The following is a 25,599-nucleotide window of genomic DNA, read 5'->3' as shown; positions in this document are numbered from 1 at the left end:
GCCCGGGGCTAACGCCCCGCGAGCGGCGCGATGATGAGCTCTGCGATCGTGAAGATGCCGAAGCCCGCGAGCGAGCCGATGACGGTGCCGTTGATGCGAATGAACTGCAGGTCCTTGCCGACCTGCAGCTCGATCTTCTCGGCCGCCTCCTTTGCGTCCCACCGCTGCACGGTGTCGGCGACGACCTGAGCGAGGTCGTGGCGGTAGGTGCGCACGAGGTACTCGACGACCCTCATGACCCACACGTCGATCTTGTATTGCAGCGTCGAGTCTTGCTCGAGCTTTCGCCCAAAGTCGCAGATTGCGGCGGTGATGCGGCTGCGCAGCTCACTCTCGGGGTCTTCGAGCATGTCGACGATCGCGGCGCGCGCGGTCTGCCAGGTGCTCGCGGCGAGGTCGCGGATGCGCGGGCTGTCGAACACCTCGCGCTTGAAGGACTCGAGCTGCGCCTGCAGTGACTCCTGCTCCTGGAGGTCGCGCGAGAGGTCGTGCAGAAACTTCGTGATCGCGGCGCGCGCCGGGTGGTTCGCGTCGGCCGACACGTTCTGCAAGAACTTCACGGCCTCGGCGTGCAGCCGCTGGTCGACGAACTTGTCGACGATGCTCGGCACCCACTGGGGGAGCCGGGACGAGATGACCTTGTCGAACGCCTGCGGGTGCTGCACGAGCCACAGCTCGAGGCGGTTCGCGGCGAGGTCAACGAGCGATTCGTGGTGACCGCCCGTCACGAACGACTCGGTCGCGCGCCCGAGTAGCGGCCCCCACTCGGGGTCGACGATGTGGCGCCGCACGAGCGACTCGACCAGGTCTTGCACGTCGCGGTCGTCGAGCACGGTGAGGGCGCCGAGCCCGACGCTCGCCGCCATGTCGCTCACGCGCCTCGCGTTCCCAGTCTCGCGCAGCCAAGCGCCGGCCATCCGCGCCCCGCTGATCTGAGAGAGCTTGTCGTGGACCACCTCGTCGGCGAGGAAGTTCTCCTCGATGAAGGAGCCGAGACCCTCGCCGATCTCATCCTTCTTGTTCGCGATGAGGTTCGTGTGCGGGATGGGCACGCCAAGCGGGTGCCGGAACAGCGCGGTCACGGCGAACCAGTCGGCGAGCGCGCCGACCATGCCGCCCTCGCTCGCTGCCCGGACGTACCCGAGCCACGGGATCCGCTCCTGCAGCGCGAAGGCGAACACGAAGACGACGGCCATGAAGATGAGCAGCCCGACCGCGATTCCCTGCATGCGTCTGAGCGCGTGCAAACGGTCGAAATCAGCGGGGGTGACGGCTCCGAGCGTAGACCGGTTCAACAGTGGCACATGACCATTATGCGCTGCCTGCCGACCCCGTGCGCTATCAGTGAGCCATGGGATAATTCACCTCATGCAGTTTCTTACAGTGCTCAGCCTCAAAAACCGAGCACTCATTGCGCTCGTCACCATTGTTGCGGCCGTCTTCGGCTTCCTCGGGATGTCGTCGCTCAAGCAAGAGCTCATGCCCTCGGTCGAGTTCCCCGCGATCGCCGTCATCACGAGCTACCCGGGCGCTTCACCCGACGTCGTGAACAACGACGTCTCGGGCCCCATCGAGACGGCGCTGCGCGGCGTGCCGAAGCTCGAGAGCACGACGGCGACCTCGAGCACTGGCACCTCAGTTGTGCTCGCGCAGTTCACCTACGGCGTCGACATCGCGGCGACCGAACAGAAGGTCGAGCGCGCGGTCAGCCGCATCTCGAAGATGCTGCCAGACACCGTCGACACCCAGGTCGTCGCGGGAAGCGTTGACGACCTCCCCGTGATCCAGATCGCCGTGACGCCGCCGAGCGGCGACGACCCCGAGGAAACCGCGAAGCTCATCGAGCGCGTCGTGGTCCCTGAGATCGCCGACCTTGACGGCGTGCGCGAGGCCCAGCTCGCGGGCGCACGCGGCGACCGCGTCACGATCGTGCCGAACAGCGACAAGCTTGCCTCGGCCGGTATGAGTCAGCAGCGCATCACCGACGCGCTCCAGCAGAGCGGGGTGCTCATCGCTGGCGGCACCGTCGACGATGAGAAAAATACGCTCGCGGTGCAGCTCGGCTCTGAGCTCAACTCTGCGGAAGACATCGCGGCGATCCCTGTGCCCCGCAGCACCGACGACTTCATGGCCTACCAGCAGGCGCTGCAGGCCCAGCAACAGTCGGCCGCGCAGGCCGCGCAGGCACAGGCGCTTCCCGGTGGCACGCAGCTGTCGCAGACCGTCACGCCTGGCGCCGAGGCCCCGCAGGCGGCCGAGGCGCCGTCGCTGCCCGACGTCGTGACGATCGGCGACGTCGCAGACGTCACGCTCGAGCCGAACCCCGTGACGAGCATCTCGCGCATCAACGGCGATCCCGCGCTCACCATCGCGGTCACGAAGATGTCGCAGGCGAACACCGTCGAGGTCTCGCACGTCGTACAGGAGAAGCTCGACGAACTCGCGACGCAGCTCGGCGACGTGAAGCTCACAGTAGTGTTCGACCAGGCGCCGTACGTCGAGCAGTCGATCGAGTCGCTCACGACCGAGGGCCTCCTCGGCCTCGTGTTCGCGGTGCTCGTGATCCTTGTCTTCCTGATGTCGGTGCGCGCGACGCTCGTGACCGCGATCTCCATCCCCACATCGGTGCTGCTCGCGTTCGTCGGGCTGAACTTCGCCGACTACACGCTGAATATGCTGACGCTCGGCGCGCTCACGATCTCGATCGGTCGCGTCGTCGACGACTCGATCGTTGTGATTGAGAACATCAAGCGGCACCTGGTGGAGGGGGAGGACCGGGCGACCGCGATCCTGCGCGCCGTTCGCGAGGTCGCCGGAGCGATTACCGCCGCGACAATTACCACCGTCGCCGTGTTCCTGCCGATGGCGTTCGTGAGCGGCATGGTTGGCGAGCTGTTTAGGCCGTTCGCCTTCACGGTGACGATCGCGCTCGCCGCATCGCTGCTCGTCTCGCTCACCATCGTGCCGGTGCTCGCGTACTGGTTCCTGAAGTCCGAGGCGCGGCCCGCCGCGGTTGAAGGCGCAAGCGCTGAGAGCTCGACTGAGAACGAGCACCGCGGCAACTGGCTGGCGCGCGGCTACAAGCCGATCATTGAGTGGACGCTCGGCAAGCCGGGCATCACCCTGATCCTCTCCGTGCTTGTACTCGCGGGCACCGTGCTCGCGACGCCGCTCATGAAGACCACGTTCATGAGCGAGGACGAGCAGAACTCGGTCGGGCTGACACAGACCCTCGCCCCGGGCGCGAGCCTCGACGAGCAGCTTGCGCAGGCCGAGCGGGTCGAAGACGCCCTCTCGGGGCTCGACCAGGTCGAGACCGTGCAGGTGACGATCGGCTCCGCAGGCGGCATGATGGCGATGTTCGGCGGGGGCGGCGACGGCGCGATCAACTACTCACTGACGCTCGACCCCGACGCCGACCAGGCGAAGGCGAAGGACGACATTCGGTCGGCGGTCGACAAGATCTCTGACGCGGGCGACTTCTCGATCGGGCAGTCGGGCGGCGGCATGTCGATGTCGAGCGCGATCCAGGTCAACGTGACGGCGCCCGACCAGGAGACGCTCGCCGCCGCGAGCGACGACATCGTCGCCGCGTTGAAGAAGCAGGACGGGTTGCAGCAGGTCGAGAGCGACCTCGCGATGTCACGACCGTACGTGCGCGTCGCTGTGGATCGCCAGAAGGCCGCCGAGGCCGGCCTCAGCGAGGCCGCTGTCGGTGGCATGGCCGCGAAGACCATGCAGCCCAGCCAGGTTGGCCGCATCACGATCGATGACTCGACGGTCAACGTGTTCCTCGACCTCGGCGATGCGCCCTCCGACGTGGAGGGCGTGAAGGCCCTGAAACTGCAGACCGGCGTTGGCGAGAAGCGCCTCGACGAGCTCGCGACGGTTGAGGTCGCCGACGGCCCCGTGACCGTTCGCACCGAGAACAACGCGCGCATGGTCACGGTTTCGGCGCTCCCGAAGGGCGATGACCTCGGGGCAGCTGGCACTCAGGTAACGGCCGCGCTTGACAGCGTTGACCTGCCGACGGGGGCCTCGGCGAGCATCGGCGGCGTCATGTCGCAGCAGGAAGAGGCCTTCCAGCAGCTTGGCATTGCGCTGCTCGCCGCGATCCTCATCGTGTACGTGGTCATGGTCGCGACGTTCCGCAGCCTGCTGCAGCCGCTCCTGCTGCTCGTGTCGGTGCCGTTCGCGGCGACGGGCGCCATTCTGCTGCTCATCGCGACCGGCATCCCGCTCGGCGTTGCCTCGCTCATCGGCGTGCTCATGCTCGTCGGTATCGTCGTGACGAACGCGATCGTGCTCATCGACCTGGTAAACCAGTACCGAGACCGCGGCGACAGCCTGCGTGACGCGGTGCTGCACGGCTCACTGCAGCGTCTCCGGCCGATCGTGATGACCGCGCTCGCGACGATCCTCGCTCTGACCCCGATGGCACTGGGCATCACGGGCAAGGGTGGGTTTATCTCGCAGCCGCTTGCTGTCGTCGTCATCGGCGGCCTGCTCTCGTCGACAGTGCTCACGCTTGTCGTGCTGCCGACGCTCTACTACCTGGTTGAGCGCAAGCGCGAGGAGGCTCGTGAACGCTGGGCGGCGAAGCGTGAGGCGAAGGCCGCTGGTGCTGTTGCTGGTGCTGGTGTTGAGCTCGCTGGGGTCGCTGGTGCTCACGGTGGGGCGGTTGACACCAAGCCAGCTGCCGCGCTTGGTGAAGCCGTGGAGCCTGAGCACGCGGCGCCCGAGGCTGCGGTGCTTCCGGAGGCTGAGGCTGAGGCTGAGGCCCAGGCCCCTGGCGAGATTGCGGCGCCTGAGGCTGAGCCTGACACCACACTCGATGGTGGACCCTCTCTCGACACCCAAGAACGGAACAGCTAACTCATGGCGCAGAAGAAGCGGCGCGGGTTCAAAGCCCCGGCCAACTACGACCCGAACCGTACCAGAGCTCCGAAGCGCAAGTACGGCGGGGCCGCGGCTGGCCGGGATGGCTCTGGCGGTTCTGGCAGCTCCGGTGGCTCTGCCAGGGCCCGCCGTGGGGCGCAGGGCCTGGGATCTGCAGAAGATATGTCGAACTCCAGGGGTTCGGGCATTGGTGGTGCAGGTCGCAGGTCTACTGCCGGCGGCAGGCCGGGAAGAAGGGATGGCCGGCCGGAAACTCGGGGTAGCAAGCCTGAAAGCAAGGGCGGCCGTGACGACCGTACCCAGCGGCCGGGCGGGGCCGAGCGTGGCGCGAAGCGACTGCGCCCGGCGGGGGAGACCCTGCAGAACTACACGCCGAAGGTGTGGAGAGCTGAGGACGCCTCGGGGCGAAGCTTCGGCGACCTCGGGCTCGGCCAGAACCTCGTGCGAACGCTGGGGGAGCTTGGCGCAGACGCACCGTTCCCGATTCAGGTTGCGACGATCCCCGACGCTATTGCGGGTCGCGACGTGCTTGGCCGGGCCGAGACCGGCTCTGGCAAGACCATCGCTTTTGGCGCCGCACTCGTTGAGCGCATGCTCATCCTCAAGGCAGACGGCCGGTTCGGCGAGCCCGCGGCGAAGAAACCGAAGCAGGCCAAGCGGGGCGAACGCGTCTCGCGCGGCTCGGCCGGGGCGACGCGAAAGCCCAAGGCGCTGATCCTCGCCCCCACCCGCGAGCTCGCGCTGCAGATCGATCGCACCGTGCAGCCGCTCGCGCGCTCGGTCGGGTTCTACACCGCCCAGCTCGTTGGCGGCGTGCCGAGCGAGCCGCAGGTGCACGCTCTCGAGCGCGGCGTCGACATCGTCATCGGCACCCCGGGGCGCATCCGCGACCTCGTCGAACGGCGCAAGCTCGACCTGCGCGAGGTGCAAGTCTCAATCGTTGACGAGGCTGACCACCTCTGCGAGCTCGGCTTCCTTGAAGAGACTCAGTGGACGCTGCGGCAGACGGCGAGGGGCGGCCAGCGGCTGCTCTTCTCGGCGACGCTCGACCGCGACGTTGAAGAGCTCGTCAGCGAGTTTCTCGTCGACCCCGCTGCCCACGAGATCGAGCGCACAAAGTCGACCGTGCCGCACCGCGTGTACATGGTGATGCGCGAGGACAAAGACGCGGCGGTGCTCGAGTTCGCGAAGATCCCGGGGCGCGTCATGCTCTTCTCGCGGACCCGCGCTGCGGCCGAACGCATCACCGAGCAACTGCTCGACGCCGGCGTATCGGCGACGTCGCTGCACGGCAACCTCAGCCAGGCCCGCCGCGAGATCAACCTCAAGCAGTTCGCCACGGGCAAGGCTCGCGTGCTCGTCGCGACCGATGTCGCGGCCCGGGGCATCCACATCGATGACGTCGATGCCGTCGTTCAGCTCGATCCGCCGCAGGAGGCGAAGACCTTTGTGCACCGCTCGGGTCGCACCGGCCGGGCCGGGCGGGGCGGACAGGTGGTGACGCTGATCCCGCGCACCTGGCAGAAGCGCACGCGCGAAATGCTCGACGAAGCCGGCATTGAGCCGCTCGTGTTCGAGGCCTACGAGCCGGGCAAGCAGCCCCGAGCGCAGCGGCGCAAGTAGCGTTCGATAGAGAAACTGTACAGGTTACGCTCGCCCAGCTTGTAGGTTCTTGACAAGACTCGGGAAGGGGTGCCCGACCGTGGTTGTCGAGTGCCCCGCGAACGGTTGAGGGTTTCTCGACGTCGACATACTCTGGCTCCATATTCAGGGCAGAGAGAGCTGTGCCGCCAGCCCGGTGGCCCGAGCGGCTCTGCCTCCGCCGTCAGGTCGAATTGGAGATATCGATGGCCGACAACGCCCCTCGCATCAACGTCCAGCAGGTGAGCGACGCGCTCCTCGGGAAGTGGAAGACCGAGCGCCTCGAAGCCAGGGAGCTCGTACGCTCGAGGCCGAGCCTGCACACGATTCCCGGCCAGCCGATGGACGAGCACCGCATCCGGGTGCTCAGCCAACTGCACGAGCTTGTTGAGGCGGGCGCGATCCAGCGCGCGTACCCGAAGTACCTCGGTGGCGGCGACAACCACGGCGGCAACGTCGCGGCGTTCCAGGAGCTCGTGCTCGCTGACCCCTCGATGCAGATCAAGGGCGGCGTGCAGTGGGGGCTGTTTGGCTCCGCGATCCTGCACCTCGGCAACAAGGCGCACCACGAGAAGTGGCTGCCAGACGTGATGAGCCTGAAGCTTCCCGGCGCGTTCGCGATGACCGAGATCGGGCACGGATCTGACGTGGCGTCGATCGGTACGACCGCGACCTACGACCCCGACACCGAAGAATTCGAGATCCACACCCCGTTCAAGGGCGCGTGGAAAGAGTTCCTTGGCAACGCCGCGCTGCACGGCCAAGCCGCGGTGGTCTTCGCCCAGCTCATCACCCGCGGGGTGAATCACGGCGTGCACGCGTTCTTCGTGCCGATCCGCACCCCCGAGGGCAAGCTCCTGCCTGGCGTCGGTAGCGAGGACGACGGCGTCAAGGGCGGCCTGAACGGTATCGACAACGGCCGGCTGCACTTCACGAACGTCAGGATCCCGCGCGAGAACCTCCTCAACCGCTACGGCGACGTCGCGGCCGACGGCACCTACTCGTCGCACATTGAGAGCCCCGGTCGGCGCTTCTTCACCATGATCGGCACGCTCGTGCAGGGCCGCGTCTCGCTCGACGGATCGGCCGTGCGCGCGATGCAGGCCGCGCTCACCATCGCCATCCGCTACGGCACGCAGCGCCGGCAATTCCCTGGTGCATCGGGCCGCGAGACCGTGCTCATGGACTACGGCCAGCACCAGCGCCGCCTGCTGCCCCGGCTCGCAGAGACCTACGCAATGGCGTTCGCGCACGAGCGGCTGCTCACGGTGTTTGACGAGGTGTTCTCGGGCGTGAAGGACACCGATGAGAACCGCGAGGATCTCGAGACCCTCGCCGCCGGCCTGAAGTCGCTCTCGACGTGGGCCGCGCTCGACACCCTGCAGGAGGCGCGCGAGGCCTGCGGTGGCGCGGGCTTCATCGCGAAGAACCGCCTGACCGGCCTGCGCGCCGACCTCGACATCTATGTCACGTTCGAGGGCGACAACACTGTGCTGCTGCAGCTCGTTGGCAAGCGCCTGCTCACCGACTACGCCGCGCAGTTCAAGGACGGCGATAAGGCCGCCCTCGCGCGCGCCGCGGCGAGCCAGATCGGCGACCGTGTCAGCCGCTTCGGGCTTCGCCAGCTCGGCCAGAGCATCGCCGACTTTGGGCAGACCGCCCGCTCGGTTGAGAGTTTCCGCAGCCCCGAGTCGCAGCGCGAGCTGCTCACCGACCGCGTCGAGACCATGGTCGCCGAGGTTGCGGGCGCGCTGCGCGACGCGACGAAGGACGTGCCGAAGGCCGAGCGCGCCGCGCGCAGCGAGGATGCTTTCAACGCCCAGCAGCACAAGCTCATCGAGGCAGCTCGCGCGCACGCCGAGCTGCTGCAGTGGGAGGCCTTCACCGAGGAAGTCGACAAGCTTACGGACCCGGGCACGAAGCAGGTCATGACCTGGCTGCGCGACCTGTTCGGCCTCACCGTGATCGAGCGCAACATGACCTGGTACCTCGTGCACGGCCGCATGTCGGGCAAGCGCGCCGAGTCGGTCACCGCGTACATCGACAGGCTGCTCGGCCGCCTCCGCGAGCACGCGCTCGACCTTGTTGACGCGTTTGGGCTCGACGACGCCCTGCTGCGCGCGGAGATCGCGACGGGCATCGAGGAGGAGCGCCAGCAGGAGGCGCAGAACTACGTCGACGAGCAGCGCGCCGCCGGCCTCTGGCCCGTGCACGAGAAGGAGCTTCGCGCACAGGCGAAGGCGGCAGCGAAGATCGCTGAGAAGGCCGCCGCCACAGCGAGCTGAGTCGCGCACCACCCAGCCGCAGACAGCATGGACAGCGCAGGCAGCGCGCCCCGCAACCGGTGAGGTTGCGGGGCGCGCTGCCGTATCGGGGAGCGGCTATCTGATCTTTCGACGGTAGATCAGGATCGCGGCGCCGTATGCGACTCCGAGGATGCCGACGAGCCAGGCGAGGGCGACCCACAGCTCGCTCCCGACGGGGGCGCCTGCGAACAGGTTGCGGATCGAATCAACGATCGCCGTGACCGGCTGGTGCTCGGCAAACCACGCGACCGGGCCGGGCATGCTCGCCGTCGGCACGAACGCCGAGCTGATGAACGGCAGGAAGATGAGCGGGTAGCTGAACGCGCTCGCGCCGTCGACTGTCTTCGCCGAGAGCCCGGCGATGACCGCCACCCAAGTGAGGGCGAGCGTGAACAGGGCAAGGATCCCGATGATCGCGAACCACGCGCCGGGCGACGCGCTCGTGCGGAAGCCGAGGAGCAGTGCGACCCCGATGACGAGCCCGATCGACACGAGGTTCGCCGCGAGCGACGTGAGCACGTGCGCCCAGAGCACGCTCGACCGCGCGATCGGCATGGATTGGAATCGCTCGAAGATGCCGCCTTGCATGTCGAGGAACAGTCGGTACGCGGTGTACGCGATCCCTGATGCGATCGTGATGAGCAGGATGCCGGGCAGCATGTAGTTGATATACGAGTCGCCGGAGCCCGTGTTGATCGCACCGCCGAGCACGAACACAAAGAGCAGCATGAGCGCGACCGGCGTGACCGCGGTCGTGATGATCGTGTCGGGGCTGCGGAGGATGTGCCGGAGCGAGCGCGCGGTGAGCGCGCTGGTGTCTGAGAGTGCTTGAGTGCTCATCGTTCCCCCACCAGCGTGAGAAACACGTCTTCAAGCGAGGGCTGCTTCTCAATGTACTCAACCTGCGCGGCGGGGAGCAGAGCCTTGAGCTCGGCGAGGGTGCCGTTCTGGATGATCGTGCCCTCGTGCAGGATCGCGATCTGGTCGGCGAGCTGCTCGGCCTCGTCGAGGTACTGGGTGGTGAGCATCACCGTCGTGCCGCCGCGGGCGAGCTGCCGAATCGTCTCCCAGACCTCGATGCGAGACTGCGGGTCGAGACCCGTCGTCGGCTCGTCGAGAAAGATCACCTGGGGGTCGCCGATCAGGCTCATCGCGATATCAAGCCTGCGGCGCATCCCGCCCGAGTACGTGCACGCCCGGCGGCCACCGGCCTCGGTCAGTGCGAACCTGTCGAGCATCGCGTCGGCGATCTCGGCGGGGCGATCGAGGTGGCGCAGCCGCGCGATGAGCGCGAGGTTCTCGCGGCCGGTGAGGATCTCGTCGACCGCTGCGAACTGGCCGGTCAGACTGATCGCTCGGCGCACCTCAGCCGGGGCCTCGGCGACGTCATGGCCCGCAACTGTGGCGCTGCCCGCGTCAGCAGACGTGAGTGTCGCGAGGATGCGAACGAGGGTGGTCTTTCCGGCGCCGTTCGAGCCGAGCAGCGCGAAGATGCTTCCCGGCCTCACCGCGAAGTCGACGCCGCGGAGCACGGCGAGCTCGCCGAACGCCTTCGTGATTCCCTCGACTCTGAGGGCGGGTTCGGGTTCGTTCGTGGCGGTCATGACTCTTGCCTGCCCTCTTGCTTCGCCGCGGCTGCGTCGATCGCCTGCGTGAGGCGGTTCCGCTCGCGGTCGATCCACTGCTTGCCCGCGTAGGCCCTGGCGAACTCCTCCGCGAACTCGACGGGGTTGTCGCCCACGATCGCTCGGACGGGGGTGCCGTCCACTGCCGCGCGCTCCCAGAGATCGACGTGGTCGCCGATCATCGTGACGAGGGTGTCGCCGTCTTCCGCGGCGCCCGCGTAGGTGAGGTAGCGCTGTACGGCCTTCGCCGCCTCGCCGTATGGCGCGGGGAGAGCGTCGAGGCGAGCCACGTGCTCCCGGTACTGCTTCTTCTGCTCGAGTGAACCGGTGAGCATTTCAATCCACTTTGCGGCCATGATGTTCTCCTTGAATACGTGTGTGTCTGTTTGCGTGTGGTGTCGGGCTACGCGGTGGGGCGGAGCCGTTCGATGCGGCCGGCGAGGAAGTTCCACGTCTGCCAGAACTCCGCGAGCTGGGTGCGCCCGGCCTCGTTGATGGAGTAGACCTTGCGGGGCGGCCCCTTCTCTGACGGGACCTTTGCGACGTCGACGAGCCCCCGCTGCTCGATGCGCACGAGAAGCGCGTACACCGTGCCCTCGGCGATGTCCTCAAACCCCTCGTCGCGCAGGCGCGTGGTGATCTCGTACCCGTACGCCGGGTCTTCGGTGAGAAATGCGAGGACGATCCCTTCTAGGGTGCCCTTGAGCATTTCGGTGAGTTGGTTTGCCAACCTCAACCTCCTCTACTTAGCGTGAGTGACTACCGCTAGAAAGTAACACTAAGTACCGCTACTTAGCAAGGCCAAGTACCAAACAAGTTGGGCCGGGGGTTCTAGAGTGGGGGAATGACTGAACTGCGCACGCTGTACCCGCCCATCGAGCCCTACGACCACGGGATGCTCCCGGTCGGCGACGGCCACGAGGTCTACTGGGAAGTCTGCGGAAATCCCGACGGAAAGCCGGCCATCTTCCTGCACGGCGGCCCCGGTGGTGTGCTCTCGGCCGACTATCGCCGCTACTTCGACCCCGAGCGTTACCGCATCGTGCTACTCCAGCAGCGCGGCAGCGGGCGCTCGACGCCGCACGTGAGCGCGCCCGATGCCGACATGTCGGCGATCACCACCTGGCACTTTGTTGCCGACATTGAGCGCCTGCGCGAGCACCTCGGCATCGACCGATGGCTCGTGTTTGGCGGCTCCTGGGGGTCGACGCTCTCGCTTGCATACGCGCAGACGCACCCCGAGCGGGTCACCGAGCTCGTCGTGCGCGGCATCTTCACGCTGCGAAGGAGCGAGATCGACTGGTTCTATCAAGACGGCGCCTCGCACCTCTTCCCCGACTTCTGGGAGGAGTACCTCGCGGCGATCCCCGAGAGCGAGCGCGGCGATCTCGTCGCGGCCTACCGCCGCAGGCTCACCGATCCTGACCCCGCGGTGCACGTGCCTGCCGGGGTCGCCTGGACGGTCTGGGAAAACGCGACCGTGCGTCTGATCCCCGACTCCGACGTCATCGCGGAGGCGCGCGCCGACGTTGCGGGCGCGGTCGCGTTCGCGCGCATTGAAAACCACTTTTTCTCGAATGGAGGGTGGTTCGAGGACGGGCAGCTCATCGCGAACGCAGGCAAGCTCGCCGGCATCCCCGGCGCGATCGTGCAGGGGCGCTACGACGTCTGCACACCGGCGCGCACCGCGTGGGATCTGCACCGCGCGTGGCCCGAGGCCTCGATCGATATGGTCGCCGACGCAGGGCATGCCGCGAGCGAGCCGGGCATCGTCGACGCGCTCGTGCGGGCGACGGATCGCTTCGCGGAAAACCTGGCTTGAGCAGGGTAATTTCGATAAACTAGCCCCACTATGACGAGTGATCTGCAGGGCGTGCTTGACGAGGTGTACGAGGCCGTTCGGCCGATCATGGGCGGCGGCAGCGTCGCCGACTACATCCCGCGTCTCGCGGCGGTGAACCCAGACCAGTTTGGCATCGCAGTCATGACGACGGACGGCGAGCGGTTCGCCGCCGGAGACGCGGCAGTCGACTTCTCGATCCAGAGTATTTCGAAGGTGTTCTCGCTTGCCCTGGTCATGGCCGAGGACGGCGATGAGATCTGGCAGCGCGTGAACCGCGAGCCGTCGGGCGCCGCGTTTAACTCGCTCGCACAGCTTGAGTACAAACGCGGTATCCCGCGCAACCCGTTCATGAACGCGGGCGCCCTCGTGGTCGCCGATCACCTATTGAGTCTGACGCCTGGAGAGCAGTCGCCCGTGCTCGAATTCGTCCGCGCCGAGTCGGGCAACCCCGACGTCTCGGTTGATGCGCTGACCGCGGCGTCCGAGCTCAGCCACTCCGACAGAAACTCGTCGATCGCGCACCTGCTGCGCAGCTTCGGCAACCTCACCAACGACGTCGAGGCTGTGCTCGCGCGCTACGTCGACCAGTGCGCGATCGCGATGACCTGCGAAGATCTCGCGGCTGCCGGCGCGTTCCTCGCTCGGCGCGGGGTGCGCGCGGACGGCACCCGGCTGCTGAGTTCAAACCAGGCCCGCCGCGTGAACGCCGTGATGCTCACCTCGGGGTTCTACGACGCCGCGGGCGAGTTCGCCTACCGCGTTGGCCTGCCCGGGAAGTCTGGCGTCGGCGGCGGCATCCTCGCGATCGTGCCCGACGTGTGCTCGATCTGTGTCTGGGGGCCGGGCCTAGACGGTTCCGGCAACTCGTTGACGGGCATGGCGGCGCTTGCCGAGCTCACGGCACGCACCGACTGGTCGATCTTCTAACTCAGCGCAGCCGCAGGCCGGTTCGGCGGGATCGCTGCGAGCAGCGACCGCGTGTAATCGTGTCGGGGCGCCCCGTAGAGCGCCTCGCTCGGGCCCGCCTCCACGATCTCACCACGGCGCATCACCATGACCTCGTGGCTCATCTCGTGCACGACGGCGAGGTCGTGCGCGATGAAGAGATAGGCCAACCCGAGCTCGCGCTGGAGCCGCTTGAGTAGCGCCATGACATCGGCCTGGATCGAAACATCGAGCGACGCGGTCGACTCATCGAGGATCAAGACGTCAGGCTCGCAGGCGAGCGCGCGCGCAATGCAGACCCGCTGCCGCTGGCCGCCGGACATCTCGTGCGGGTAGCGCGACGCGAACGAGGTCGGCAGATTGACCTGTTCGAGGAGCTCCGCGACGCGCGAAGCACGGGCGCGCTTGCCGTCGCGTAGGCCGTGCACGATGAGCGGCTCGGAGATCGCCTCGGAAACTGTCGTGCGAGGGTTCAGTGCAGAGAAGGGATCCTGGAAGACCATTGCTAGCCGTCGGCGGATCCCCCGCAGCTCGCCCCCACGGGCGGCGAGCACGTCGGAGCCCGACAGGGAGACCGAACCGCTCTCGGGCGACACCTGGCCGGTGAGCGCACCAGCGATGGTCGATTTGCCAGACCCTGACTCGCCCACGAGCCCGAGCGTCGTCCCGCGGGCAATGGTGAAGCTCACGTCGCGCACCGCGTGCACCCAGGTGGTGCCAGTCTTTGACTTCACCGGGAACCTGACGTTGAGGCCGGACACCTCGAGCACGGGCGCTGCGTCGGCGGGCGCGGGCTCGGGCGGCGGACTCGACAGTGAAGGCCGGCTGGCGAGGAGCCGCTTGGTGTAGTCATGATCGGGCCGGTCGAAGAGGTCGAGCACCGGCCGCTGCTCGACGGCGTCGCCGCGGAACAGCACGGTCACGTCGGTCGCGACCTGCCCGATCACGCCGAGGTCGTGGCTGATCCACACGACTGCCATGCCGCGCTCGCGCTGCATCTCTCGGACGAGGTCGATAATCTGCGCCTGTGTCGTGACGTCAAGCGCCGTTGTCGGCTCATCGGCGATGAGCAGCGACGGGTCGCAGGCGAGTGCGATCGCAATCATCACGCGCTGGCGCTGGCCGCCGGAGAGCTGATGCGGGTAGGATTGCAGCCGGCGTTCGGGATCGGGAAGACCGACGGCCTCCAGCAGCTCGATCGCCCGCGTGCGTGCGGCACGGTGGCTGAGCCTGAGGTGCGTCTCGGGCCCCTCCGTGAGCTGCCGTTCGAGCGTGAGGAGCGGGTTCAGCGACGTGCTGGGATCTTGGAAGACGAACCCGATTTCAGGGCCGTGCACGCGCCTGAGCTTCGCTTTGGGGGCGGTCACGAGATCGTCGCCGCGGAGCAGCGACCGCCCAGTCACCCGCTGGTGCGGGAGGTCGAGCAGGCGGGTCGCGCTGAGCACGCTCAGTGACTTACCGGAGCCAGATTCACCGACGATGCCGACGGTCTGCCCGTCGTGGACGTCGAACGAGACGCCGTGAACGAGCTCGGTTGCTCCGATGGTGACGCGCAGGTCCTGCACGGAGAGAACGGGGGTGTCTGTGTGGCTCATCGGCGAGCGCTCCTTGATTCGATGACGCTGCGCTGCTTGGGATCGAGGACGTCGCGGAGGCCGTCGCCGACGAGGTTGCAGGACAGCACGGTGAGAAAGATCGCGAGCCCCGGGAAGACCGCGAGCCACCAGGCAGTACCCAGAAACGATTGCGCTTCGAAGAGCATCCGACCCCACGACGGCTGCGGCGGCTGCACGCCAAGCCCCAGGAACGAGAGCGCGGCCTCGGACAAAATCGCGAACGCAAGGGAGAGCGAGGTCTGCACGATGATCGGGCCCGAAATGTTGGGGAGGATGTGCTTCACGAGAATCCTGCCGGCGCCCGTCCCCATGGTCTGCGACGCGCGGACGAAGGGTTCCGAGCGCACGCTGAGCGTGCTGGCTCTGGCAACGCGGGCGAAGATCGGCACGTAGACGACGCCGATAGCGATGGTCGCGGTGTTCGCACCGGGACCGAGCACCGCGACGATCGCGAGCGCGAGGATGAGCATCGGGAACGCGAACATCACGTCAACGATTCGCATGAGCACGCCGTCGGCCCAACCGCCCGCATAACCGGACACGATGCCGAGGAGCACCCCCAGCACGAGCGCGATGGCGACGCTGATGACGGCGACGCGCAGCGATACCTGCGCGGCGATGACGACTCGCGAGAACACGTCTCGCCCGAGGTCATCGGTCCCGAACCAGTGCTCGGCGCTCGGCGCTTTGAGCGCGCCGGCGATGTCGGTCTCGTTCACGCCGTAGGGCGCGAGCGCCGGCCCGACGAGCGCCGCGGCGATCATCACGAGGAGCACGAGGCTGCCGACGACGCTCACGGGGCTTCGAAGGAACAGGCGGAAGGCCGACGGGCGGCTGCCATCAGCGAGTGTGGGCGCGGTCGCGAGTGCGACGGTGTCTGGCGCGGTCATGACAGTCGAATCCTCGGGTCGATGAGGGCATACAGTGCGTCGACAACGAGGTTGACGACGAGGAACGCGATGGCGATGAGCAGCACCGCCCCTTGCACGACCGGGTAGTCGCGGGAGGCGACCGAGTCGTAGACGAGCCGGCCGAGCCCCGGCCACGCGAACACGACCTCGACGACGAGTACGCCGCCGAGCATCGTTGCCAGCTGGATGCCCGTGATGGTGAGGATCGGAATGAACGCGTTCCGGGCGATGTGCACGCCCGTCACGACCGCGGGCCGCAGCCCCTTCGAGCGTGCCGTGCGGACGTACGCTGCCTCAGCGACCTCAAGCACCGCACCGCGGACGTAGCGCGTCATGATCGAGCCGGCGACGAGGCCGACGGTCAGGGCGGGGGTGAACACGCGCCGGAGCCACTCGCCCGGATCCTCGCCGAACGCGACGTACCCTGACGGCGGCAGCCAGCCCAGGATCGTCGAGAACAGCGTGATGAGCAGCATGCCCATCCAGAAATCAGGGATCGAGACGCCGAACTGGCTGAACACTCGGACGATGCCGTCGCCGACGGTGCCCTCCTTCAGCGCCGAGAACGTTCCGGCTGGGATCGAGATGAGCAGCGCAATGAGCATGCCGACGCCGGCGAGCGACAGTGTCGCGGGGAGCCGCTCGAGCAGGATCTCCGTGACAGGCTGGCCGTTTCGGAAGCTGACGCCGAGATCACCCGTGAGCGCGTGGCCGACGTACGCGAAGAACTGCTCGATGAGCGGCCGGTCGAGCCCTGAGGCGGCCCGCAGCGCATCGTACGATTCCTGGGTGTACCGGGTGCCGAGCGCGATTCGGACAGGGTCGCCCGGCACCAGGTGGATCAGCGTGAACACCAGCACAAGTACGCCGAGAAGCACGACGACGGTGTGAAGGAGTCGCTTCCCGAGGAAGCGCAGTGTTGCCGAGCCGGTGACGCGGCTCGTCAGCGTGGACGTCATTCGGCGAGGCTCACATCCTTGAAGCGGACGGCGCGGTCGCTGCGCACCTCGTACCCCTCAACGGCGGGCAGCCAGGCCTGCACGACCGAGGGGTTGTAAAGGTAGATGTAGCTTGCCTCCTGGGCGATGAGGGTCGCGGCCTCGTCGTAGAGCTTCTTGCGGGCGTCGACGTCGGTCTCGGTACGTCCGGCGTCGAGCAGCTCGTCGACCTTGGGGTTGCTGTACCCCTGCGCATTGCTCGCGCCCTTCGAGTGGTGCTGCGCGTAGTAGAAGTCGTCAGGATCGATGTTGCCGAGCCAGGCCATCATGAGCATGTCGAAGTTGCCGCTGTTCTGCTCGTCGAGCCAGGTGGCGAAATCGGGCTGCCGGATCGAGACATCGATCCCGAGCGGCGCGAGGTTGTCGGCGATCACCTGCGCGGCGGTGACAGTCTCAGGGTAGTCCGAGGAGGCGAGCAGGTCGAGCGTGAGCGTCGAACCGTCGACTCCTGCCTCAGCGAGCAGCTTCTTGGACTCGTCGACGTTGGTGCTGAACTCGTCGAACTCCGTGTACCAGGCGCTCTGCTCGGGGATCGCGAGCTGGTTCGTCGCCGCGGTCCCGTAGCTCGTGACCTGGGCGATCGCCTCCCGATCGATGGCGTAGGCGATTGCCTGGCGCACGCGGACGTCACCGTACGGCTCGTGCCCTTCGTTCAGCGCGAGGTACCAGTAGTCAGTGCTCGGTTCGACGCCGATCTCGAGGGCGGAGTCGCCACTCAGCTGCTCGATCTGCTGGGCGGGAATCGAGTCGGTCCAGTCGATCTCCCCGCTCTTCAGCGCGGCGATCGCAGTGTTGCCCTCGGAGAGGAAGGAGAAGTTCACGCCGCTGACCTTGGGCGCACCACCCCAGTAGTCCGGGTTCGCGGCGAGCTTGATGCTGTCGCCCTGGGTGTAGCTCGTGAGGGAGAAGGGGCCGGTGCCGATTGGCTTGGTGGTGATGTCGCCGCTCTCGACGTTCTCGCGCTGCACAATCGCCATGCCCTTGAACCCGCCGAGGCTCGACAGTAGGTTCGGGGTGGGCTGCGCGACCGAGATGACGACGGTCGTGTCGTCTGGCGTCTCGATCCCGGTGATCGCGCTGAGCCGCCAGGCGTTCGCAAGCTCGTCGTCGATGATCCGGTTCAGCGAGTATGCGACGTCCGCGGAGGTAAACGGCGAGCCGTCGTGGAATGTCACGCCCTCGCGCAGATGGAATGTCCAAGTGAGCTGGTCGTCGCTCAGGTCCCAGCTCTCCGCGAGTGCCGGCTGCATTTCGAGGTTCTCGTCAGGCTGCACGAGCGTGTCAAAGACATTCTCGAGCACCTCAAATGAGAAGTAGGCGGTGGTCTTGTGCGGGTCGAGCTGATCCGGCTCGCCAGCGATTGCCGCCGTCAGCACGGCGCCGGAGGCGCCGCCGGTGCCGCCGCCATCGAGGTCGACGGCGGTGCCGGTCGAACAGCCGGCGAGAACGAGGGCGCCCAGCAGGGCGACTCCTGGGAGTAGTGTGCGTGACTTCATCGGCACTGATCCTCTGCGTGAGTGGGCGGAATTATCATTTTTATGATGGAATCATCATTATTGCGATAGTCAACATCGAAAACGGGCTCGCGTCAACCCGAGGAAGCAGCGACATGACATTTACCATCCTGGCGAGCGACCCAACGAGGGGTCTACTCGCCGCGGCGACGGTGAGCCGCTCGCTCGCCGTCGGCGCGGGCGTGCCGGCCCTGCGGGTCGGCGTCGGGGCCGCAGCAAGTCAGGCCTACACGAACCGATCCCTGCGCGGGCTGCTGCTCGACGCTGTCGCCTCGGGGGCGTCGCCGGCAACGGCAATCGCGCGCATCCCCGACTGGGATTCCGGCGCAGCGTGGCGGCAGGCCGCGGTCGTGACGGCGGACGGCGCCGTCTCAGCGCACACTGGCGATGCCTGCACTGCGTGGGCGGGAAGCGAAGTCGGGGAGGGGTTCGTCGTGCTCGGCAATCTCCTGCCCGGCCCTGAGGTGCTTGCCGCGATGGTGGCGGCGTTCGAAGGCGCACCCGATGATGACGGCGTGGCTAGCGAACGGGCCCTCGCTGGCTTCTCGCGCCGCGTGCTCGCGGCGCTCGCCGCAGGTGATGCTGCAGGCGGAGACCTTCGCGGCAGGCAATCTGCTGCGCTGCTCGTTGGGGTCGCGCCAGCCGCTGCCGACGCGGCGACGCACGAACCTGCTCCGCGCGACGCGCCCCTTGCGATCGATCTGCGCGCGGACGATCACGTGCGGCCGATCGACGAACTCGCAAGGTTGCTCGATCTTGCCCTTGATGAACGGCGGGCGACTGGGTGATGGCTCGCCGGCCAGGGCTACTGCTCGAACGGGGTCACAGCCCCGAGCACAACGCACGGCTCCGCGGTCGTGTTCGCCCACCAGTGCGGCACCGAGCACGGATAGGTCATGGCGTCGCCCGGCTCGAGCTCCACTCGGCGCTCGCCGTGCACGACGGTGAGCGTGCCCGACTCGACGACGACACACTCGGTCCCCAGATGCCGGAACGCCTTGCCCTCGTTCGTGAAGCCTGGCGGCAGCGTGCTGCGAATCACCTGCAGCGACGACCGTCGGCCGGGCGTGAGCAGCTCACGCACCACGAGCTGACTCTCGGGCTCGCTCTCAAGGACCGGAAGCATCGTGCGCTCGTCGGCGCGCACGACAAGGTCGTCGCGGTCGGCGCCGCCCTCAAGAAAGCGCGAGATGGGGATCCCGAGCGCTTCGGCCAGCCGCTTCAGCGCGAGGAAGGAAGGGTTGCCAAGACCGCGTTCAAGCTGGCTGATCAGCCCGAAGCTGACGCCGGAGCGCTGGCTCAACGCGTTCAGGCTCAATCCCTGTCGCTGGCGCTCGTCGCGCAGCTCGCGACCCAGTGCAGCGACCTCGGCGTTCGGGGCATCTCGTTCCTTGCTCACACCCACAGACTAATCTCCCAGCCCAGCGGCCCCCACACCGGGGTAGCAGAAAGGTGACCGGACAATGAGCCCTCAGCATCGAACCGGAGCGATCTCTGGCTCTCGGCAACCCACGGCCATCGACGCTATCGCCGAGCGGTGGCTCGACACCGAGGTCGGGCTTGACCCGGTACTCGGCACCAAGCTCGGGCGGGTCGAGTCGGCGACGACCTTTGGTGACTACTCGCCCGATGGGTCGGCCCAGGCCGCTGCCGACGCTCGCGCCGTACGCTCGAAACTGGAGCGTGCAGTCCCTGCGGACCGCACAGACGACATCACGGTGCGCGAACTGCGCGATCGTCTCGACGTTCGTATCGCCCGCGTCGAAACGGGCCTCGCGCTGCGAGACCTGACGGTGCTTGAAACACCCGCACAACTGATTCGCCAGGCGTTCGACCTCATGCCGCGAGCAGCGGAGGGTGACTGGGAGGCGATTGCCAGGCGGCTCGCGGCGGTTCCCGCGGCGCTGTCAGGGTATGTGCAGTCCCTGGAACTCGGCGCCTCGCGCGGCAATGGACCCGCGCGGCGGCAGGTGCTCGCGGTCGCTGCTCAGGCCGACAGGTTTGCTGTCGAGTACTTCTCGCGGCTTGGGGAATCCGCCAACGACGCGGCCCAGACCTGGCCCTCGGAAGGCCGCGCGCTGGTGGCAGAAGTGAGCGAAGGAGCCCGTGGCGCGGCCCGCGCCTATGCCTCGTTCGCTCGATACCTGCGTGAGCAACTCGCGCCGACGGCCAACGCAGACGACGCAGTTGGTCGCGACCACTACGCACTTGCCGCCCGTGACTTCCTCGGCACCGACATCGACGCCGACGAGACCTACGAGTGGGCGCTCGTTGAGATTGACAGGATTGCCGCCGAGCAGCGGTCGACGGCCGAAGCGATCGCGCCGGGAGCGTCGCCCGCGGAGGCGATCGCCCTGCTCGACCGGGACCCCCAAAAAACCATCCACGGGGAGGAGGCCCTCCAGCGGTGGCTGCAGGAGCGTAGTGACGAGGCCATTGAGGCGCTTGACGGGACGGTCTTTGCGATCCCAGGAGAACTCCGCCGGCTGGACTGCCGTATCGCCCCGACCAGTGAGGGAGGGATCTACTACACGGCCCCGAGCGATGACTTCGCCCGGCCCGGCAGCATGTGGTGGACCGTGCCCGCAGGCGTGACAGAGTTTCGAACCTGGCGTGAGCTCACGACGGTCTACCACGAGGGAGTTCCCGGCCATCACCTGCAGCTCGGCGGGGCCGTCGCCCGACGAGTCGAACTGAACGCCTGGCGGCGTACTCGGGCGGGAACATCGGGGCACCTCGAGGGGTGGGCGCTCTACGCCGAGCGCCTCATGGCCGAGCTCGGGTTTCTTGAGGATCCCGGGGCCCGCCTCGGCATGCTCGACGCGCAGCGCATGCGGGCCGCCCGGGTGGTCGTCGACATCGGATTGCACCTCGGCAAGCATGCCCCCGACGGCAGTGTGTGGACAGCGGAGCGAGTCTACGACTTCATGGCGAGCAACGTGACGATGCGCCCCGAGGCGCTCCGATTTGAGGTGCTCCGCTACCTCGGCTGGCCAGGTCAGGCGAGCTCATACAAAGTGGGGGAGCGCCAATGGTTGGAGCTTCGGGCAGAGGCAGAAAGTGAGCCCGGGTTCACGCTGGCATCGTTCCACGATCGTGCGCTTTCGCTCGGCACGCTCGGGCTCGACACTCTGCAGTGGGCGATGCGCCGCTGACGGGATACTATTCGAGCATGACATTCAACGAGAACGTTCGCATCGACACGAGTCAGGTGCAGAAGCGCAGCGGCGGCGGGCGTCGCACGGGCTTGGCCGTCGGTGGCGGCGGCATCGGGCTCATGCTCGTGCTGTTTCTCGGGTCACAGCTTCTCGGCGTTGACCTCACGAGCTTCGCTCCGGCGCTGAGCTCTGGTGGCGGCGGCACCTCATCGAGCGAAGAGATCGTCGCGGTCGAGAACTGCGAGACGGGCGCCGACGCGAACGCGAATGTCGAGTGCCGCATGACCGCGACGAGTGATTCGCTCAACCGCTACTGGAATACCCAGGTCGGCAACTACCGCGGCCCGCAGCCGGTCGCCCTCTTCAGCGGCCAGACCCAGTCGCAGTGCGGCACCGCGTCGGCAGCGACCGGGCCGTTCTACTGCCCTCCGGAGGAGCGGATTTACGTCGATACCGCGTTCTTCGACACGCTGCGCTCTGACTACGGCGCGTCGGGCGGGCCGCTGGCCGAGATGTACGTGCTCGCGCACGAGTGGGGCCACCACATCTCGAACATCACTGGTTCGCTGAACCAGGCAGGCCGTGAGTCGGGCGCGACCTCGGGCTCGGTGCGGCTCGAGCTGCAGGCCGACTGTTTTGCGGGGGCGTGGGTTGGGGCGGCGCAGACCGTCACCGACGACAGCGGCGTGCCGTTCCTGAAGCCCGTCACGCAGTCTGAGATTAACGACGCGCTGAGCGCCGCGGCCGCCGTTGGCGACGACCACATCATGCAGTCCTCGGGCATGCGCGTTGACCCCGAGCGGTTTACGCACGGCACCTCTGAGCAGCGCCAGCGCTGGTTCATGGTGGGCTATGAGCAGGGGCCGACCTCGTGCGGCACCTTCGAGGTGCCCGCGAGTCAGCTCTAGCGCCTCGCTTCGCCCGCGCTGACCAGGCGATCCATCGCGGTGCGGAGCGCCGTCACCGTTACCTGAACGGAGCGGCGGTGCAGCGTCTCCGGGCGCGTGAGCAGGTCGATCGCGCGGGTCGCGTTCACGCCCTGGAGTGGGCGGAGCACGAGCCCGGCGAGGGCCGAGCCGACCGTGTAGCGCGGAACCATGCCGATCGCGTCGCCCGTCGCGACGATCGACGCGACTGAGCCGTAGTCGTTGATGCGGTGCACCACCTTGACCGAGCGGTCGGCGACCGCTGCGATGGCGCCGAGCAGGTCGTCGGGGGAGTAGCCAGCCCGGCTCGTCACCCACGCCTCACCGGCGACGTCGGACGGCGTGAGGTGATCCCTATCCGTGAGCGGGTGGCCCACCGGGAGTGCGATGTCGAGCGGCTCTTGCGCGAGCCGGATCACCCGAAGCCCTGCTTCGGGCCAGGGCGGGCTGTGTTCAAGTCTGTGAGCGATGACGAGGTCGTAGCTCGCAGTGAGGAGCGGAAACTCCTCCTGCGCCACGTCCTCGTCAGACAGCCTGAGATCGGGCGCGGCTTCAACGCCCCGCAGTTCGCCGAGTAGCCCGCCGAAGATCGCCTGGGAGGCGCTGTGGAACCCGCTGACGGTGACGATGCCCGCGGGCTCCTGCTCAAAGGCTTCGACCGCGCCGGCCGCCGCCGCCATCGCCTCGATGACGCCGGTGCCTGCCCTGGCGAGCGCGTGGCCTGCCTCGGTGAGTACGAGCGTGCGCCCGTCTCGGCGGGTGAGTGGCGCACGGAAGCCGCGCTGTAGGGCGGAGAGCTGCTGCGAGACCGCCGAGGGCGTCACATGCAGGCTCTCGGCGACGGCGGTGACGCTTCCCAGCGTGCCGAGTTCACGCAGAATCTCGAGCTGGTAGATCTCCATGCTGCCGCCTTTCTTTAGCTATAGCTTAATGAAAACTAAAGAAAGAGCATCTTGTTCTGAAGTGTGTTCCGTGGCGAAATAGCTCTATGCGAGCACTCACGAAACCGGAGGCGGGGCCAGGCCTCGTTCTGACCGACGTCCCCGATCCAGAATGCGGCCCCGACGACGTCGTCATCCGCGTCCTCCGCACCGGCATCTGCGGCACCGACTTGCACATCTTGGAGTGGGACGCGTGGGCCGCGAATAACATCGCCGCCCCGCTGATTCCCGGGCACGAGTTCTACGGTGAGGTCATCGAGATCGGCGCTGGCGTGCGCGACGTGCGCGTCGGCGACCGCGTATCGGGCGAGGGCCATATCGTGTGCGGCACCTGCCGCAACTGCCGGGCGGGCCGCCGCCAAATGTGCATCCGCACGAAGGGGCTCGGCCTGCACCGCGATGGTGCGTTTGCCGAATACCTGTCGCTGCCGGCGAGCAACGTCTGGGTGCACTCCGACACGATCTCGCCCGAGCTCGGTGCGATCTTCGACCCGCTCGGCAACGCGGTGCACACGGCGCTCGCGTTCCCGCTCGTCGGCGAAGACGTGCTCGTGAGCGGCTGTGGCCCGATCGGGCTCATGTCGGTCGCCGTCGCCCGCCATGTTGGCGCGCGATATGTCGTTGCGACAGACATCAGTGACGCCCGGCTTGAGCTCGCACGCGGCCTGGGCGCTCACGCGACGGTCAACGTCGCGAGCGAATCGATCCGTGACGCGCAGACGCAGCTCGGCATGCGCGAGGGCTTCGATATTGGGTTCGAGATGAGCGGCGCGAGCCCCGCGCTGCCCGGCATGCTCGAGAACATGAACCACGGTGGCAGGATCGCGATGCTCGGGCTGCCGACAGCGGAGTTTGCGATCGACTGGGCGAAGGTCGTGACCCACATGATCACGTTGAAGGGCATCTACGGACGTGAGATGTTCGAGACCTGGAACGCGATGGCTGCGATGCTCGAGACGAGTGAGCAGCTGCGCGAGCGCATCTCGTCGGTGATCGCCGACACCATCCCCGCGCGTGACTGGCAGCGGGGTTTCGACGCCGCGCGTTCGGCGACGACCGGAAAAATCATCCTCGACTGGACGGAACTGTAATGTACGGAGCATTCAAAGCACACCTGAACGCGGAGCTCGCTGAGATCGAGGGCGCCGGGCTGTTCAAACGCGAGCGCGGTATCGCGGGCCCGCAGGGCCCCGAGATCACCGTGGGCGACACGCAGGTGCTGAACTTCTGCGCGAACAACTACCTCGGCCTCGCCGACCACCCGGCGATCGTCGCCGCGGCGCACACCGCACTCGACGAGTGGGGGTACGGCCTCGCGAGCGTGCGGTTCATCTGCGGCACGCAGGATCAGCACCTCGAACTCGAATCGCGGCTCTCGAGCTTCCTCGGGACCGAGGAGACGATTCTTTTCGCCTCGTGCTTCGACGCAAACGGCGGCGTCTTCGAGACGCTCTTCGGAGCGGAGGATGCGATCATCTCGGACGCCCTCAACCACGCGTCACTCATCGACGGCATCAGGCTGTCGAAGGCCCGCCGGTACCGGTACGCGAATTGTGACATGAAAGATCTTGAGGCCCGCCTGCAGGAGGCCGCTGATGCCCGGTTCCGGGTGATCGTGACCGACGGTGTGTTCTCGATGGACGGCTTCGTCGCCCCGCTTGAGGCGATCTGTGACCTGGCCGACAAGTACGACGCGCTCGTGCTCGTCGATGACTCGCACGCGGTCGGCTTCATGGGGGAGACCGGCGCCGGCACCCCCGAGCTCTGTGGTGTCGCTGACCGCGTCGACATCCTCACGGGCACGCTCGGCAAGGCCCTCGGTGGGGCCTCCGGTGGCTACGTGTCGGGCCACAGCGAGATTGTGCAGCTGCTCCGCCAGCGCGCGAGGCCGTACCTCTTCTCAAACACCCTCGCCCCGGCGATCGTCGCGGGCTCGCTCGCCGCGCTCGACCTCGTCGAGGGTGCCGGCGACGCCCGGGTGCGGCTGCAGCAGAACGCAGAGCTGTTCCGGTCGCTGATGACGGAGGCCGGCTTCGAGCTGCTCCCCGGCAACCACCCGATCGTGCCGGTGATGTTCGGCGACGCCGCTGTGACCGCTCAGGTCGCGGCCGAGCTGCAGCGCCGCGGGGTCTTCGTGACTGCGTTCAGCTTCCCCGTCGTTCCGCGCGGCGAGGCGAGGATTCGCGTGCAGTTGTCTGCGGCTCACACCGAGGCGCAGATCCGCGCCTGCGTGACGGCGTTTGTTGAGGCGACCCGCGAGGTGCAGTCGGCGTAGG

At 67.4% G+C, this 25,599-nt stretch carries 21 protein-coding genes; 10 read left to right on the top strand and 11 right to left on the bottom strand.

Annotated features, from left to right (window positions below; all coding sequences use genetic code 11):
• Positions 1–8: 8 nt before the first annotated feature.
• A complete protein-coding gene (locus FB468_RS08430) occupies positions 9–1,229 on the bottom strand; it encodes a DUF445 domain-containing protein (protein ID WP_141888210.1) in 1,221 nt (406 codons plus the stop codon).
• Between the two features lie 139 nt (positions 1,230–1,368).
• Between FB468_RS08430 and FB468_RS08425 the strand changes: the two genes are divergently transcribed.
• From FB468_RS08425 to FB468_RS08415, 3 genes are all read left to right on the top strand, one after another.
• The gene (locus FB468_RS08425; protein ID WP_141886945.1) at positions 1,369–4,875 is read left to right on the top strand and encodes an efflux RND transporter permease subunit; all 3,507 of its coding nucleotides are present in this window, start codon (positions 1,369–1,371) and stop codon (positions 4,873–4,875) included.
• 186 nt (positions 4,876–5,061) lie between these two features.
• Complete coding sequence (locus FB468_RS08420; protein WP_246055814.1) at positions 5,062–6,522, top strand: DEAD/DEAH box helicase; 1,461 nt, start codon at positions 5,062–5,064, stop codon at positions 6,520–6,522.
• 224 nt (positions 6,523–6,746) lie between these two features.
• Complete coding sequence (locus FB468_RS08415) at positions 6,747–8,825, top strand: acyl-CoA dehydrogenase family protein (RefSeq protein WP_141886943.1); 2,079 nt, start codon at positions 6,747–6,749, stop codon at positions 8,823–8,825.
• A 96-nt stretch (positions 8,826–8,921) separates the two neighbouring features.
• Here the strand turns inward: FB468_RS08415 and FB468_RS08410 are convergent, their stop codons facing one another.
• The 4 genes from FB468_RS08410 to FB468_RS08395 are packed head-to-tail and all read right to left on the bottom strand — an operon-like array spanning position 8,922 to position 11,201.
• Complete coding sequence (locus tag FB468_RS08410) at positions 8,922–9,686, bottom strand: ABC transporter permease (protein ID WP_141886942.1); 765 nt, start codon at positions 9,684–9,686, stop codon at positions 8,922–8,924.
• Positions 9,683–10,450, bottom strand: coding sequence for an ABC transporter ATP-binding protein (locus FB468_RS08405; RefSeq protein WP_141886941.1), 768 nt, complete (start codon positions 10,448–10,450; stop codon positions 9,683–9,685). The genes FB468_RS08410 and FB468_RS08405 overlap by 4 nt, the downstream gene beginning before the upstream one ends.
• Entirely contained in the window at positions 10,447–10,827 is a 381-nt protein-coding gene (locus FB468_RS08400) for a DUF1048 domain-containing protein (RefSeq protein ID WP_141886940.1), read from the bottom strand. The genes FB468_RS08405 and FB468_RS08400 overlap by 4 nt, the downstream gene beginning before the upstream one ends.
• Before the next feature lie 47 nt (positions 10,828–10,874).
• Positions 10,875–11,201 (bottom strand): PadR family transcriptional regulator, encoded by a 327-nt coding sequence (locus tag FB468_RS08395; protein WP_141886939.1) that lies wholly within the window; start codon positions 11,199–11,201, stop codon positions 10,875–10,877.
• Positions 11,202–11,315: 114 nt separating this feature from the next.
• Between FB468_RS08395 and pip the strand changes: the two genes are divergently transcribed.
• Positions 11,316–12,293 (top strand): prolyl aminopeptidase, encoded by a 978-nt coding sequence (gene pip / locus FB468_RS08390; protein ID WP_211359109.1) that lies wholly within the window; start codon positions 11,316–11,318, stop codon positions 12,291–12,293.
• A 30-nt stretch (positions 12,294–12,323) separates the two neighbouring features.
• A complete protein-coding gene (locus tag FB468_RS08385) occupies positions 12,324–13,241 on the top strand; it encodes a glutaminase (protein WP_141886938.1) in 918 nt (305 codons plus the stop codon).
• Here the strand turns inward: FB468_RS08385 and FB468_RS17115 are convergent.
• Genes FB468_RS17115 through FB468_RS08370 form a run of 4 tightly spaced genes read right to left on the bottom strand, consistent with a single transcriptional unit; the run spans position 13,238 to position 18,280 of the window.
• A complete protein-coding gene (locus FB468_RS17115; RefSeq protein ID WP_170219673.1) occupies positions 13,238–14,854 on the bottom strand; it encodes a dipeptide ABC transporter ATP-binding protein in 1,617 nt (538 codons plus the stop codon). The genes FB468_RS08385 and FB468_RS17115 overlap by 4 nt on opposite strands.
• Positions 14,851–15,765, bottom strand: coding sequence for an ABC transporter permease (locus FB468_RS17110; RefSeq protein ID WP_170219672.1), 915 nt, complete (start codon positions 15,763–15,765; stop codon positions 14,851–14,853). The genes FB468_RS17115 and FB468_RS17110 overlap by 4 nt, the downstream gene beginning before the upstream one ends.
• Positions 15,762–16,745 (bottom strand): ABC transporter permease, encoded by a 984-nt coding sequence (locus tag FB468_RS08375; protein WP_121078076.1) that lies wholly within the window; start codon positions 16,743–16,745, stop codon positions 15,762–15,764. The genes FB468_RS17110 and FB468_RS08375 overlap by 4 nt, the downstream gene beginning before the upstream one ends.
• Positions 16,742–18,280, bottom strand: a complete 1,539-nt coding sequence (locus FB468_RS08370; protein WP_141886937.1) for an ABC transporter substrate-binding protein — start codon at positions 18,278–18,280, stop codon at positions 16,742–16,744. The genes FB468_RS08375 and FB468_RS08370 overlap by 4 nt, the downstream gene beginning before the upstream one ends.
• Before the next feature lie 113 nt (positions 18,281–18,393).
• On the opposite strand from FB468_RS08370, the gene FB468_RS08365 reads away from it, so the two are divergent.
• On the top strand, positions 18,394–19,086 hold the full coding sequence (locus tag FB468_RS08365; protein ID WP_141886936.1) for a DUF1028 domain-containing protein: 693 nt from the start codon (positions 18,394–18,396) through the stop codon (positions 19,084–19,086).
• A 17-nt stretch (positions 19,087–19,103) separates the two neighbouring features.
• Here FB468_RS08365 and FB468_RS08360 read toward each other — a convergent pair whose 3' ends face one another.
• A complete protein-coding gene (locus FB468_RS08360; RefSeq protein ID WP_141886935.1) occupies positions 19,104–19,697 on the bottom strand; it encodes a helix-turn-helix domain-containing protein in 594 nt (197 codons plus the stop codon).
• Between the two features lie 64 nt (positions 19,698–19,761).
• On the opposite strand from FB468_RS08360, the gene FB468_RS08355 reads away from it, so the two are divergent.
• Together FB468_RS08355 and ypfJ are read left to right on the top strand one after the other, a co-directional pair.
• Positions 19,762–21,453: a DUF885 domain-containing protein gene (locus FB468_RS08355; protein ID WP_141886934.1), complete on the top strand. Its 1,692-nt coding sequence runs from the start codon at positions 19,762–19,764 to the stop codon at positions 21,451–21,453.
• 17 nt (positions 21,454–21,470) lie between these two features.
• On the top strand, positions 21,471–22,364 hold the full coding sequence (gene ypfJ, locus FB468_RS08350; RefSeq protein ID WP_141886933.1) for a KPN_02809 family neutral zinc metallopeptidase: 894 nt from the start codon (positions 21,471–21,473) through the stop codon (positions 22,362–22,364).
• Here the strand turns inward: ypfJ and FB468_RS08345 are convergent.
• Positions 22,361–23,284 (bottom strand): LysR family transcriptional regulator, encoded by a 924-nt coding sequence (locus tag FB468_RS08345; RefSeq protein WP_141886932.1) that lies wholly within the window; start codon positions 23,282–23,284, stop codon positions 22,361–22,363. The genes ypfJ and FB468_RS08345 overlap by 4 nt on opposite strands.
• An 86-nt stretch (positions 23,285–23,370) precedes the next feature.
• On the opposite strand from FB468_RS08345, the gene tdh reads away from it, so the two are divergent.
• Both tdh and FB468_RS08335 read left to right on the top strand, forming a co-directional pair.
• Positions 23,371–24,414, top strand: coding sequence for an L-threonine 3-dehydrogenase (gene tdh / locus FB468_RS08340; RefSeq protein ID WP_141886931.1), 1,044 nt, complete (start codon positions 23,371–23,373; stop codon positions 24,412–24,414).
• Positions 24,414–25,598 carry a glycine C-acetyltransferase gene (locus tag FB468_RS08335; protein WP_141886930.1) on the top strand — a complete coding sequence of 395 codons (1,185 nt, stop codon included), beginning with the start codon at positions 24,414–24,416 and terminating at the stop codon, positions 25,596–25,598. Before tdh ends, FB468_RS08335 begins: the two co-directional genes overlap by 1 nt.
• The last annotated feature ends 1 nt before the right edge of the window (position 25,599 follow it).

Source organism: Leucobacter komagatae (assembly GCF_006716085.1).
GTDB classification, from domain to species: domain Bacteria; phylum Actinomycetota; class Actinomycetes; order Actinomycetales; family Microbacteriaceae; genus Leucobacter; species Leucobacter komagatae.
The sequence above is the reverse complement of the archived record's forward strand: the minus strand, read 5'-3'. Positions and strand labels throughout refer to the sequence as shown.

Excerpts from the sequence above, each read along its gene's own strand:
- FB468_RS08430 (WP_141888210.1), bottom strand. The coding sequence starts at position 1,229 with ATGCAGGGAATCGCGGTCGGGCTGCTCATCTTCATGGCCGTCGTCTTC.
- FB468_RS08425 (WP_141886945.1), top strand. The coding sequence starts at position 1,369 with ATGCAGTTTCTTACAGTGCTCAGCCTCAAAAACCGAGCACTCATTGCG.
- FB468_RS08420 (WP_246055814.1), top strand. The coding sequence starts at position 5,062 with ATGTCGAACTCCAGGGGTTCGGGCATTGGTGGTGCAGGTCGCAGGTCT.
- FB468_RS08415 (WP_141886943.1), top strand. The coding sequence starts at position 6,747 with ATGGCCGACAACGCCCCTCGCATCAACGTCCAGCAGGTGAGCGACGCG.
- FB468_RS08410 (WP_141886942.1), bottom strand. The coding sequence starts at position 9,686 with ATGAGCACTCAAGCACTCTCAGACACCAGCGCGCTCACCGCGCGCTCG.
- FB468_RS08405 (WP_141886941.1), bottom strand. The coding sequence starts at position 10,450 with ATGACCGCCACGAACGAACCCGAACCCGCCCTCAGAGTCGAGGGAATC.
- FB468_RS08400 (WP_141886940.1), bottom strand. The coding sequence starts at position 10,827 with ATGGCCGCAAAGTGGATTGAAATGCTCACCGGTTCACTCGAGCAGAAG.
- pip (WP_211359109.1), top strand. The coding sequence starts at position 11,316 with ATGACTGAACTGCGCACGCTGTACCCGCCCATCGAGCCCTACGACCAC.
- FB468_RS08385 (WP_141886938.1), top strand. The coding sequence starts at position 12,324 with ATGACGAGTGATCTGCAGGGCGTGCTTGACGAGGTGTACGAGGCCGTT.
- FB468_RS17115 (WP_170219673.1), bottom strand. The coding sequence starts at position 14,854 with ATGAGCCACACAGACACCCCCGTTCTCTCCGTGCAGGACCTGCGCGTC.
- FB468_RS17110 (WP_170219672.1), bottom strand. The coding sequence starts at position 15,765 with ATGACCGCGCCAGACACCGTCGCACTCGCGACCGCGCCCACACTCGCT.
- FB468_RS08375 (WP_121078076.1), bottom strand. The coding sequence starts at position 16,745 with ATGACGTCCACGCTGACGAGCCGCGTCACCGGCTCGGCAACACTGCGC.
- FB468_RS08370 (WP_141886937.1), bottom strand. The coding sequence starts at position 18,280 with ATGAAGTCACGCACACTACTCCCAGGAGTCGCCCTGCTGGGCGCCCTC.
- FB468_RS08365 (WP_141886936.1), top strand. The coding sequence starts at position 18,394 with ATGACATTTACCATCCTGGCGAGCGACCCAACGAGGGGTCTACTCGCC.
- FB468_RS08355 (WP_141886934.1), top strand. The coding sequence starts at position 19,762 with ATGAGCCCTCAGCATCGAACCGGAGCGATCTCTGGCTCTCGGCAACCC.
- ypfJ (WP_141886933.1), top strand. The coding sequence starts at position 21,471 with ATGACATTCAACGAGAACGTTCGCATCGACACGAGTCAGGTGCAGAAG.
- FB468_RS08345 (WP_141886932.1), bottom strand. The coding sequence starts at position 23,284 with ATGGAGATCTACCAGCTCGAGATTCTGCGTGAACTCGGCACGCTGGGA.
- tdh (WP_141886931.1), top strand. The coding sequence starts at position 23,371 with ATGCGAGCACTCACGAAACCGGAGGCGGGGCCAGGCCTCGTTCTGACC.
- FB468_RS08335 (WP_141886930.1), top strand. The coding sequence starts at position 24,414 with ATGTACGGAGCATTCAAAGCACACCTGAACGCGGAGCTCGCTGAGATC.